General features: G+C 63.8%; 9 protein-coding genes. 4 read left to right on the top strand and 5 right to left on the bottom strand.

Features of this window, described 5'->3' with window-relative positions; all coding sequences use genetic code 11:
- Positions 1 to 5: 5 nt before the first annotated feature.
- Positions 6 to 830, bottom strand: coding sequence for a TIM barrel protein (locus CJEIK_RS06945; protein WP_111712020.1), 825 nt, complete (start codon positions 828 to 830; stop codon positions 6 to 8).
- Positions 831 to 1,024: 194 nt separating this feature from the next.
- Here CJEIK_RS06945 and CJEIK_RS06950 point away from each other — a divergent pair, with 194 nt between their 5' ends.
- Positions 1,025 to 2,167, top strand: a complete 1,143-nt coding sequence (locus tag CJEIK_RS06950; RefSeq protein WP_005292836.1) for an isochorismate synthase — start codon at positions 1,025 to 1,027, stop codon at positions 2,165 to 2,167.
- Positions 2,168 to 2,221: 54 nt separating this feature from the next.
- On the opposite strand, the gene CJEIK_RS06955 is transcribed toward CJEIK_RS06950, so the two are convergent.
- Positions 2,222 to 3,034, bottom strand: coding sequence for a fumarylacetoacetate hydrolase family protein (locus CJEIK_RS06955; protein WP_034964318.1), 813 nt, complete (start codon positions 3,032 to 3,034; stop codon positions 2,222 to 2,224).
- Between the two features lie 213 nt (positions 3,035 to 3,247).
- On the opposite strand from CJEIK_RS06955, the gene CJEIK_RS06960 reads away from it, so the two are divergent.
- Entirely contained in the window at positions 3,248 to 4,954 is a 1,707-nt protein-coding gene (locus CJEIK_RS06960; RefSeq protein WP_077536193.1) for an alkaline phosphatase D family protein, read from the top strand.
- Between the two features lie 73 nt (positions 4,955 to 5,027).
- Here the strand turns inward: CJEIK_RS06960 and CJEIK_RS06965 are convergent, their stop codons facing one another.
- Positions 5,028 to 6,041: a 3-isopropylmalate dehydrogenase gene (locus CJEIK_RS06965; RefSeq protein ID WP_005292843.1), complete on the bottom strand. Its 1,014-nt coding sequence runs from the start codon at positions 6,039 to 6,041 to the stop codon at positions 5,028 to 5,030.
- An 81-nt stretch (positions 6,042 to 6,122) separates the two neighbouring features.
- Between CJEIK_RS06965 and CJEIK_RS06970 the strand changes: the two genes are divergently transcribed.
- Both CJEIK_RS06970 and CJEIK_RS06975 read left to right on the top strand, forming a co-directional pair.
- Complete coding sequence (locus tag CJEIK_RS06970; RefSeq protein ID WP_005292846.1) at positions 6,123 to 7,013, top strand: ABC transporter ATP-binding protein; 891 nt, start codon at positions 6,123 to 6,125, stop codon at positions 7,011 to 7,013.
- The gene (locus CJEIK_RS06975) at positions 7,000 to 8,646 is read left to right on the top strand and encodes a hypothetical protein (protein ID WP_005292848.1); all 1,647 of its coding nucleotides are present in this window, start codon (positions 7,000 to 7,002) and stop codon (positions 8,644 to 8,646) included. Before CJEIK_RS06970 ends, CJEIK_RS06975 begins: the two co-directional genes overlap by 14 nt.
- Before the next feature lie 112 nt (positions 8,647 to 8,758).
- On the opposite strand, the gene serA is transcribed toward CJEIK_RS06975, so the two are convergent.
- The gene (gene serA / locus CJEIK_RS06980; RefSeq protein WP_005292851.1) at positions 8,759 to 10,348 is read right to left on the bottom strand and encodes a phosphoglycerate dehydrogenase; all 1,590 of its coding nucleotides are present in this window, start codon (positions 10,346 to 10,348) and stop codon (positions 8,759 to 8,761) included.
- A 98-nt stretch (positions 10,349 to 10,446) separates the two neighbouring features.
- Entirely contained in the window at positions 10,447 to 11,739 is a 1,293-nt protein-coding gene (locus tag CJEIK_RS06985) for a GTP-binding protein (RefSeq protein ID WP_077536191.1), read from the bottom strand.
- Between the last annotated feature and the right edge of the window lie 96 nt (positions 11,740 to 11,835).

Consider the following 11,835-nt stretch of genomic DNA (forward strand, 5'->3'; position numbering starts at 1 on the left):
GCGCGTTAGAGATGCTCGAGAACGACCTCACCCTCATAGCCAGCCGCGCGCAACTGGTTAATCCGTTCCTCCAACGGGGCTTCGCCAGTCCCCGGCGCCCCACGGCCTGGGAAGTCCGCAATCTGCACGTGTTCCGGCCACAGCTCACTCCCCGGCCCCCGGTCGGCGAGCCAGGTCCAGTCTTCACCGTTCGCGGCGAGGTGGTAGGCGTCCAGAAGAAGGCGGCCACCTGCAGCAACCAGGGGTGCGGCCTCCTTAATGCTGGTCACAGGGTAGTTTTCGATGCCGCTCAGCGGCTCTACCAAGGCCACACCACCAAAGCTTGCCAGGCGCTTGGCTACCGCAGCGAACGCCCGAACCTGGCGACGTTGCAACACGCGACCACCACGGCCAACCAGCACATTGAAGCGGCGCACGCCGGTCAGGCGGTGCAGATACTCGATGACGTTGAGGTGCTCAATCAGCTCTTCTGTGATCGCGGGGTCGCCGTCGGCAAACACGTCGCCGGCGCCGGCGCCTGCACCATCAGCACCGCCCTCCGAGCCAACCAGATGCAACACTCCCCGATCGCCCGCCGCCAGGTCGCCGGCCCACAGATTCAGCGCTACAAGCTGACGCGGATTCTCCTGTCGCCCCTTAGCCAGCGCATCTACCAGCTGACGCATTTGCTGCTCGGACGGGTGGGGCGTATTCCACGGCCACCACAGCTCCACCTTGTCGTAGGGAGAATTCGCAACGGATTCAAGAGCATCCGCGCCGGTCGGCGCGCCGAGGGAGTAGTTCATCGCGGTGGCGTAATCCACCTGATATGCACCTGATTCTGTATTCATAAGCATCATCATTCCACGTAGAGGCGCTAATCCAGAATTGGAATCAGCCCCTTGCGGTACAACCCTCGCGCCCTGCCCGTCCCGAACCCGGGGCACACCACAGGACACAAGCCAGAGCACAAACCAGGACACAAGCCAGAGCACAAACCGGGGCGAGGCAGCCCGTTGTCTTGCCGGGCAGTAAAATGGCACCCATGACCCACGAGCAGCGACCGGCCACCGCCCCGGATTTCCTGCTTTCCCGCCCAGATCGCAGCATCCGCACCCAGGGGCGCAAGGCGACCTTCCCAGACCCCTTCGAAGCCTCCACTGCGCTTCGAAACAAGGAAGCAGACTTGATTGTCGGCGCTTTCCCCTTCGATACCTCACTCCGCGCGGCACTCATGGAACCGGAGACTGTCGTCCGCGCCGAAGGCCCGCTGGAGCCGCCGGCTTTCTTCCGTGGTAAGGATGCCGCCCGCTCGTTGACGGTCGAGTCCGTCGAAGCGCAGACCACCGCCGAGGAACACACGGCAATGGTCGCCGCCGCCGTTGCCACGATCCAGCAGTCCCGCCTGGAGAAGGTCGTGCTGGCCCGTGCCGTGGACATCACCTACGCCGAAACCGTGGACCCGCTACTAATCGCCGCCCGCCTGATCGACCTGTCCGCTTACCGCGATGGCTTCGCCGTGGATCTCTCCGCCACGGGCCGCTCCGAGTACCAGGGCGCGATGTTCGTCGGCAGTTCGCCGGAGATGCTGATTCGCCGCGATGGCCGCCACATCTCGGCCTTCCCCCTGGCCGGTTCCGCGCCGCGCACCGGAACGCTTTCTATTGATGACGCCACAGCCCGCGAACTCGGAAGCTCCGACAAGGATTTACGCGAGCACCGCTTTGTGGTGGAGCACTACCGCCGCGTGCTAGAGCCGTTGTGCGAGACGCTGGACATCCCCGCCACCCCGGAGATCCACGAGACCAACGAGATGATCCACCTGGGCACTCAGATCGCGGGCACGCTAAAGGACGACGAGTATTCCGCGCTGGATCTGGCCTTGATGCTGCACCCCACCCCAGCCATCGGCGGCACCCCGACGGACGATGCGCTGGGGGTTATTGCGCAGGAGAAGTCCCCGCGAGAGTTCTACTCCGGTGCCGTGGGCTGGTGCGACTCCAGCGGCGACGGGGAGTTTATGCTCTCTATCCGCTGCGCCATCGTGGAGGACAACACCGCCCGCGCCTGGGCTGGCGGAGGCATTGTCGTGGATTCGATTCCCGCCATGGAGGCGGAGGAAACGTCCGCGAAGCTGCAAACAGCGCTGCGGGCACTCAACGTGCCTGCAGCGCTGCGGGAAGTGTAGCGCCCGGAGCAGCCATAGCCGGCCGGTGCTGAACACGCGGCTGGCGAGCTCCGCCTAGTTGCCGTAGGCCTGAACCGGGTTGGCCAGCTTGCCCAGACCCGGGATCTCGACCTCGATGCGGTCGCCCGGAACCATCTCTGCGGTGCCGGCGGGCGAGCCGGTGCAGATCACATCGCCCGGCAGCAGCGTGAATGCGGAGGAAACCCACTCCACGATCTCCGGAATGGACTTGATCATCTGGTTGGAGTTGGAATCCTGCTTGGTTTCCGTCTTGCCCTCGTGGGTGAGGTGCGCCAGGATCGGCTGATTATCGATGTCGATGCTGTCCACAGCCGTTTCGATCCACGGGCCCAGCGGGCAGAAGGAATCCAGGCCCTTCGCACGGGACCACTGACCGTCCTGGAACTGCAGGTCGCGGGAGGAAACGTCGTTGACGACGGTGAACCCCAGCACCACGTCCTTCCAGTTGTTGCGGTTGACGTCCTTGCACGGACGGCCGATGACGATCGCCATCTCACCTTCGAACTCCACGCGCGTGGCCCATTCGGGGATGCGGATGGGAGCCTCGGGGCCAATGACGGCTGTCGGGGGCTTCAGGAAGATCGTCGGCGGCAGGTGCTCGGCGCTCTTGTTGAACACCTCCTCGACGTGGTCAGCGTAGTTGCGCCCGACGGCGATAACCTTCGACGGCAGGATCGGGGCCAGCAGTCGAACGTCTTCGATAGGCCAGGATTTTCCGGTGAATTCGGGCTGTCCGAACGGGTGGCCTGCGATCTCGCGGAGTGTAGCGCCGGTGCCGTCCGGCTCGCCGCCTTCCACGATCGCGAAGGCCATGCCCTCGGGGTGTGCAATTCGAGCAATACGCATGTTTTCATACCCTACTCTATTGCCCCTTCTACCTCTTGCTATGCCCCTTTCTTTACAGCCCCTTCTTTACGACCCTTCTTGTCGGTCACGTTCCTATGCTTATTTATGACGCCCACTCCTCCCCCGCCCATTAACCATGAATTTAGTTTCACGTAATCCGCGGTTTACGTGCTTGCCACGGCTCCGACAGTTTTAGCCGTTAGCTTGGCCGCTATGACAAATCGCAGTGCTAATCCTCAAACCCCCAATTCCTCGACCCCTTCGCATTCCGCAACTCCTTCCAACTCCCACAGCACCATTCGCCGCACCACCCGTCGCACCTTCCTGGCCGGCGCCAGCGCCACCGGCGCCGCTCTGCTGGGCACAGGTGCAGCGCGCGCTCTCGGCTCGCAGGCCGGCAGCATGGCTGGCTCCGCTGCCGGATCGTCGGTAGGTTCCAGCGGGGCAATCGGCTCAGTTGGATTGCAGCGCGCCCGGCCAGTAATCACTCATGGCGTCGCTACCGGCGATGTGCGACCCGACGGCGGCCTCGTATGGGCGCGCGTCGATCGACCGGCTCGAATGGTCGTAGAGGCATCGACGGACCCAGCATTCCCGCGACACAAAACCAAGACCTTCCGCGGCGCCACGCTCACCCCGGATAGTGACGGCACTGGGCGGCTGCGCCTGGTTGGCATGGAGCCGGGCCAGAAGATCCACTACCGAGTGACCATGGAGGATCAGCACACTGCCGCGCGTTCCGTGCCGGTGATCGGCAGCTTCACTACCGCCCCTTCCACCAGCCAGGCGCCGAAGAACATCCGCCTGCACTGGTCCGGCGACGTGGCGGGCCAGGGCTACGGCATCAACCCGGACATCGGCGGCATGTACTGCTGGAAGACGATGGCAGACCGCAACCCGGACCTGTTTATCCACTCCGGCGATACGGTCTACGCCGACGGGCCAATCGAGGCGAACCACAAGATGGACGACGGACGGGTATTTAAAAACCTCACCAGCCCGTACAAGAACAAGGTGGCCGAAACCCTAGAGGAGTTCCGCGGCCAGCACGCCTACAACCTGCTGGACGAAAACTACAAGCGCTTCAACTCTCAGGTCGCGCAGGTAGTGCAGTGGGATGACCACGAGACGACGAACAACTGGTATCCCGGCGAGATCCTGGAGGACGACAAGTACCAGGTCAAGGACGTGAATCTGCTGGCCCAGCGCGGATTCCAGGCGTTCCACGAGTGGCAGCCGCTGGACCGAAAAATGGCCGTGGATGGCCGCGTGTACCGCAAGATCTCCTATGGTTCCCTGCTGGACATCTTCGTGCTGGACATGCGCAGCTACAAGGACCGCAACCCGGACAGCGGAGCTTCTGCCACCAAGCCGGGACAGATCCTGGGAGAAAAGCAGGCAAAATGGCTGGTCGAGGGAGTAAAGAACTCCACCGCCACGTGGAAGATCATCGCCAACGACCTGCCACTGGGCATCGTGGTGCCGGACGGGGACGACCAGGAGGGCGTATCCAACGGCAAGGGTGGAAAGGCCGTCGGCCGCGAGGCGGAGATCGGGCGCGTGCTCAGCGGCATCAAGGACGTGCGCAACGTGGTGTGGCTGACGGCTGACGTGCACTACACCGCCGCCCACCACTACTCGCCGGATCGTGCGGACTTCCAGGATTTCGCACCGTTCTGGGAGTTCGTCACCGGGCCGCTGAATGCCGGCGGCTTCGGCCCGAACGACATGGACGGCACCTTCGGCCCGGAGGTCGTGTACGTGCACGCCCCGGCGAAGGATAAGCAAAACTCCTCGCCGCTGGATGATTTCCAGCACTTCGGAGAGGTGGACATCGACGGCGGGTCGAAGGACCTGACCGTCCGCCTGTTCACCACCCGTGGCAAGGAGCTGTGGTCGAAGACGCTGCGCGCGCAGTAGTCACAAGCTGTAGGCGTGGTAGTAGGGCGCACCGCGAGCGGGCGCAGGCTGCCACCAGCGAGTCGTCGGCTTACTAGAGGTTAGCGACCACGCGGTCGCCGACCTCCGCGGTCTTCACCGGTCCGCCGTCGCGCGAGCCGGCCTCGGCGAGCACAGCGGCCTCGATACGTTCCGCGTTGGCATCGTCGCCCAGGTGACGCAGCATCAGCGCCACCGACAGGATCGCCGCGCATGGGTCGGCGATACCCTGGCCCGCGATGTCCGGCGCGGAGCCGTGCACCGGCTCGAACATAGAGGGGTTCTTCCGCGAAGGATCGATGTTGCCGGAAGCCGCCAGGCCGATACCGCCGGTGACAGCACCCGCCAGGTCGGTCAGGATGTCGCCGAACAGGTTATCCGTAACGATCACGTCGTACTCCTGTGGCTTAGTGACCATGTAGATCGTCGCCGCGTCGATGTGGTTGTAATCCACCTGCACCTCGGGGTACTCCTGCCCCACCGTTTCGATGGCGCGCTGCCACAGAGAGCCAGCGTTCACCAGCACGTTCGTCTTGTGCACCCAGGTCAGCTTCTTACGCCTGCCCTGCGCACGCTCGAACGCATCGCGCACCACGCGCTCCACGCCGTAGTAGGTGTTTTGGGATACTTCGGACGCCACCTCGTGGTCAGTTCCTTCACGCAGTGTGCCGCCGTTGCCGCAGTAAAGGCCTTCGGTTCCCTCTCGCACGACGACGAAGTCAATGTCGCCCGGGTTGGCCAGCGGGCTGGAAGATCCCGGGTACAGCTTCGACGGGCGGAGGTTCACCGCGTGGTCCAGCTTGAAGCGCAGCGGCAGCAGCAGGCCGCGCTCCAGCACGCCGGCGGGCACGGTGCGGGGGTCGCCGATGGCGCCGAGCAAGATAGCGTCGTGCTCGCGCAGAGAGTCCAGGTCCGCGTCAGTCAGGAGTTCACCATTGCGCAGGTAGCGGCGGGCGCCGAGGTCGTAATCGGTGGTCTCCACGTCGTCACGCAGAGCGTGCAGAACCTTCAGGGCCTCGGCGGTCACTTCGGTGCCAATACCATCGCCGGCAATCACTGCGAGTTTCACTGTATGAACTCCTTTGTCTCACTAGTTGGTCATTTAGAACAATAGCATGTCGCCGGGACACCGCCTGCGAACCAACATAAAATGGCGCGCATGACTTTTCAGCCATATCCCTCACACTCAACCCCCAACGCGGAAATTGGCGACGCAGCGCTGGTCATCCGCAATCTCGTAAAGACATTCGCGAACAAAGTCGCGGTGAATAACCTCAACCTGACTGTGCCGAAGGGCAGCTTCTACGGCATCGTCGGCCCCAACGGGGCGGGCAAGACCACTGCCATCCTCGCAGCAACGGGCATCATTCGGCCCGACAGTGGCAACTCCTGGGTCGCCGGTCACCCACTGTGGGCCGATCCCGCCGAGGGCATGCAGGCGGAGGAGGAAGTGCTGGCAGCCAAGCGCAGCTACGGGCTGCTGGTCGACGGCCTCCCCGTGTTCGAACGCCTCAGCGGCAAGGAGTATCTGGAATACCTGGGCTACCTGCGGGACATCCCCGGCGAGGAACTGCAGCAGCGCATCGCAGACCTGCTGCAGGCACTCGACCTAGAGGACGCGGGCAAGAAGTACATCGCCGACTACTCCGCGGGCATGAAGAAGAAGATCCTACTGGCCGGCGCCCTATTGCACAGCCCGGGAGTTTTGATTCTGGACGAGCCCTTCGAGGCCGTGGACCCGGTATCCGGCGAGGTGATCCGCACGATCCTGCGACGCTACGTGGATGCCGGGGGCACCGTGATTCTCAGCTCGCACGTGATGGAGCTGGTCGAAGGACTCTGCGACCATGTGGCAATCATCAACCAGGGCACCGTCGTAGCCGCCGGAACCACCGAGCAAGTCCGCGCTGGTAAGTCGCTTTCCGAGCGCTTCGTCGAGGCCGTGGGCGGCAAGCAGCTGGACACGAAATCCTTCGGCTGGCTACGCGGCGCGGAGCAGCCGAGCGCCCGTCAAGAGGGGCAGGCCAGTGTCGAAGACTAAAACTCTCCTCAAACTCCACTGCAAACTGTGGGCGCACGCCTTCTTAGGCAACCTGCAGATGATCATCCCGTCCGTGGCTGTAACGATTATCGCGGTAATGGGCTGTGTCTGGCTAGGGTTCAGCAGCTACGGGGCACTCGTCATCGACGGAGACCCGGCGATGTTTGTGCTGACGATGGGGCTAGGCAGCGTGCTCTACCTAGCCATGTCGGCCATCTTCCCCAGCGAGGAACGGATGCTGGATCCGCGCATGTTCAGCTCCCTGCCCCTGACCGAACGCGACATTCTGCCGGGCATGCTCACCGCCATGTTCATCAACTCTCGGGCGGCGCTCTCGCTGGTGAACACCATCATCATGGCTATCCTCGGATATCTCGCGTTCTCGGAGGTAGCCTCCGCGGGCACCGGCGCCCTGTGGGTGCTGGCATGCGTACTCCAGCTGGTGATCACGCTGCTCGCGGGCGAGGCACTAGCAGCTGCGCTCAGCGGCATCGCCACCAAATTCAACGAACTGTGGGGCAACATCGCCGGGTTCGTCGTCACCTTCGGCTTCCTGGCTCTGTACCTCTTACCGCAGTTGCTGGCCGACGGAACCGACCCCACCGCGGCCATCAAGACCAGCGCCGACATCCTGTCCTGGACACCCTTCGCCGCCGCGGCCGGAGCCGCTGCTGACATGGCCGGCATCGGAGAAGATGGCGTCAATAATGGTGGCGTCGGTACCGGCCTCGCCAAGGGCGCGATCTGCCTCGTGGCGATCCTCGCCGTGGCCTACATAATGCGCGTGGCCGTCAAGCACGACCTCAACAATCCACTGCCGCCGCAGCACGCCACCCGCTCTGCGAAGGGCGATAGCCTGCTGCTGCCACGTGTCCCGGGATCCCCGGTTGGCGCCCTTTACTCCCGCGAGATTCGCTTCTGGCGCCGGGACAACCGCTTCATGATGAGCCTGATGGTCGTGGTCGTCCTCTGCGGGCTGTACCTCCTGATGGGGATACTTAACGAGGCCAACCGCTGGATGCTGTGGTTCGCACTGTTCTTCGTATCCCTTGGTCCCCAGCAGGTCGCAGGCAACTCCCTGGGCATGGACGGCCCATCCAACTGGGTGCACATGGTCGCCGGAGTGCGCGGCAAGCAGATCGTCGCCAGCCGCAGCCTCTCCACAGCGACAGTACTGGTGCCGATCTGGCTTGTCGTCTGCATCGCTGCCGGAGCCATCGACGGCTTCAGCGCCACCTGGTTGCTGGTTAGCCTTCTCACCCTGGGGTGCATTGTCGTCGCCTCCGCGATGGCGAACTTCAGCGCCACACGCTTCCCCGCTCAAACCACCGCGCCGGGCACAAACTCGTTCAAGCAGCGTAACGGCGGCAGCAACGCCATGATTTCCGCGCTGGTGACGATGCTGATCCTTACCGTCTCTTTCCTGCCGGGCGGGCTGCTAGCGCTGATTCCGCTGGCCATGGCCGACGGAACTAGCAACAGCATTGCCGCCATTCCCCTGCTCAGCTGGCTGGGCGTGCTACTGCACTGGGGCATCGTCGTCGGCGCCGCATGGATCATGAATCGTCGCGCCTCCCGCCGGCTCGACCTCGAGTGGCCGGATATCGCGCAGAAGGTGCAGCAGTACCTGTAGCCGCGCGGCATGGGGTGTCCATAAAAGATCAATCCATACAAGAACGCAAGAAAAGGCCGGGCAACAACTGCCCGGCCTCACACGTACTGGGCGTGAAGCCCAGCCTCGCGGTTTAGAGGTTCAGAACGAATGCGTTGGAGGCGTTCAGCTCTGCCTTGACCTCTTCAACCAGCTGCTGATCCAGTTCCTCGCTCACGCGCAGAACCAGAGTTGCCGTCTGCTCATCGTCCGTCGGGGACAGTGCGGCGGCGTCGATGTTGATGCCCTTGTTGCCCAGCAGCGTGCCGACCTTGCCCAGCGCACCCGGCTGATCCGGGTAGACCAGGAACAGGTTGGTGCCGGTGGCACGTAGATCCAGGCCGCGGTGGTTGATGCGGACGATCTTCTCCACGTGCTCCAGGCCGGTCAGCGCACCAGCGACGGTAGCGGTGGTGCCATCGGCAGCGACGACCTGAACCTCCAGGATGGAGCGGTGGCTGACGGACTCGTCCTGAGTCTGCACGTCCAGCTCCACGCCGCGCTCTTCAGCGATCTGCGGGGCGTTGACGAAGGTGACCTGCTCGTCGATCACACCGGAGAACACGCCGCGCAGGCCAGCCAGGCCCAGCGCGTCAACGGACTCGGTGGACAGCTCGCCGCGGGCGGTGACGGTCACGGTGTTCGGGGCGCTGTTCAGCAGCTCGGAGGCAACGCGACCCAGGTTGGTAGCCAGGTTCAGCCACAGGGCAACCTCTTCGGAGACCTTGCCGCCGGAGACGTTCACGGCGTCCGGAACGAAGTCGCCGGACAGGGCCTTCAGAACGGAAGCGGCAACATCGGTGCCCGCGCGGTCCTGTGCCTCCACGGTGGAAGCGCCCAGGTGCGGGGTAACGACGACCTCTTCCAGCTCAAACAACGGGGAGTCGGTGCACGGCTCGGAAGCGTACACGTCGAAGCCGGCGCCGCGGATGTGGCCGGACTTGATGGCCTCTGCCAGGGCAGTCTCGTCCACCAGGCCGCCGCGGGCGGCGTTGATGATGATCTGCCCCTTCTTGGACTTTGCCAGCAGGTCCGCGTCGAACATGCCCGCGGTTTCCTTGGTCTTCGGCAGGTGGATGGTCACGAAGTCAGAGCGGCTCATCAGCTCTTCCAGCTCCACTAGCTCCACGCCCAGCTGTGCGGCGCGGGCGGGGTTGGCGTACGGGTCGTAGGCGATGATGTCCGTCTCGAAAGCTGCCAGTCGCTGTGCAAACAGCTGGCCGATGTGGCCGAAGCCGACGATGCCGACGGTCTTGCCCAGAATCTCCACGCCCTTGAAGGAGGAGCGCTTCCACTCGCCGTCGCGCAGGGTCTTGTCGGCGGCGGGGATCTGACGGGCGGTGGACAGCAGCAGGCTGATTGCGTGCTCGCAGGCGGAGTGGATGTTGGAGGTCGGAGCGTTTGCGACCATCACGCCGCGGGAGGTGGCGGTGTCGATGTCAACGTTGTCCAGGCCCACGCCTGCGCGGCCTACGATCTGCAGCTTCGGTGCTGCCTCGAGCACCTCTGCGTCAACGGTGGTTGCAGAGCGGACCAGCAGCGCGTCTGCGTCTGCGACTGCCTTCAGCAGCTCGGGGCGGTTGGGGCCGTCGACCCAGCGAACCTCGACGGAATCGCCGAGGGCATCGACGGTGGACTGGGACAGTTTGTCGGCGATGAGGACTACCGGACGGGTGTTACTCACGAATGTTTCTCCCTAAAGTGCGACATTGCCTCGCCCACGCCGAAACGACCGCGCCGACGCGGGAAGGGACCACGCCATCCAAATGTGACGTGCGACCCTTACAGCATAACTCTTACCTCTGCGTCACTCAGCATTGCATTAGAGAATTGCTGTACCGCTCTGTCTGCATCGAAATTGACGCCAATCAGTACCACCTCACTCGAGGGAGTTAGCCCCACCTGGCGCCACCCGCCGGCCGGTTGTATCCGCAAGCCAGGGCCAGCCTGGTGCCACACCTGAGCGAGCTCCGGACGGTCGGCAATCCAGCAGTATCCTTTCGAACGCACCAACCCAGTTGTGGAGCGCAGAGCCTTGATCAGTCGCTCCCTGTCGAAGGGACGGTCCCCGCGGAAGACAACGGAGCTGATGCCGTACTCTTCCGTCTCTGGGGTGTGCGGGTTCTCCAGCTCGTCGAGGTAGCCCTCGTAGGCGCGGGCCGTCGCCTCGTCGTAGAGGTGCGCGCCGAGAATGTCATCTACCGCCGACCGCCCGCCAACCGCCGCAGTATCCGTCGCCTCAGCCGCGTCGTCTGCTGCGCTGACCGACGAGCCACCACGGGCCCCATCCCCATCTAGCGATCCAGCAGTGACGATGCGGCCGTGGAGGAGTTTTTCGATGCGCGCCCGCGGGTTCATCCGCCGCAGCAACGCTAGCGTCGCGCGGTAACGTTCTTCGCTGACGAGGTCCGCTTTGGTGACGTAGATGACGTCCGCGAACTCAACCTGATCGACTAGCAGATCAGCGATGGTGCGTTCATCGTCCGCAGTCGCCTGCAAGTCCGCTTCTGTAAGCAGCTTCTTCTGCCCTATTTGCGGCAGGAACTGGGCGGCGTCAACAAGAGTGACCATAGTGTCGATCGGCGCAACGTCGGCGAGGCGAGTGCCGTCCTCCCAACGCCATTCGAAAGTTGCGGCGACGGGCATGGGCTCGGAGATGCCGGTGGATTCGATGACGATGTGGTCGAAGCTGCCGCTGCGCGCGAGCGTGCCGACGGATTCCACCAGATCCTCGCGCAGCGTGCAGCAGATGCAGCCGTTGGTGAGCTCGACGAAGCGATCCTCGCCGCGCGTGAGGTGGCCTTCGCCGGCGATGAGGGCGGCGTCGATGTTGATTTCCGAGAAGTCGTTGACGATCACCGCGATGCGGCGGCCGCCTCGGTTGGCGAGCAGGTCGTTCAGCAGTGTTGTCTTGCCCGAGCCGAGGAAGCCGGACAACACCGTGACGGGCGTGGCGCTCGCGGTGGTGGCAGACGCAGGCGCGGCGGCGGGTGCACTCCCCCGTCGTGGAGCATCGGCAGTGGGCGTGGTTTCAGAGGGCGTGCGGCCGGAAGAATGGCTATGTGCGTGTCTCATAGCCCGCTACCCTACACGCTATTGCAACCTATTTTCATTAGTGACGCCGGGAGTGCACTTCGAAATACCTCTAACGGCCCTATCTTTAGCGCTTTT

The organism is Corynebacterium jeikeium, assembly GCF_028609885.1.
GTDB lineage: Bacteria > Actinomycetota > Actinomycetes > Mycobacteriales > Mycobacteriaceae > Corynebacterium > Corynebacterium jeikeium.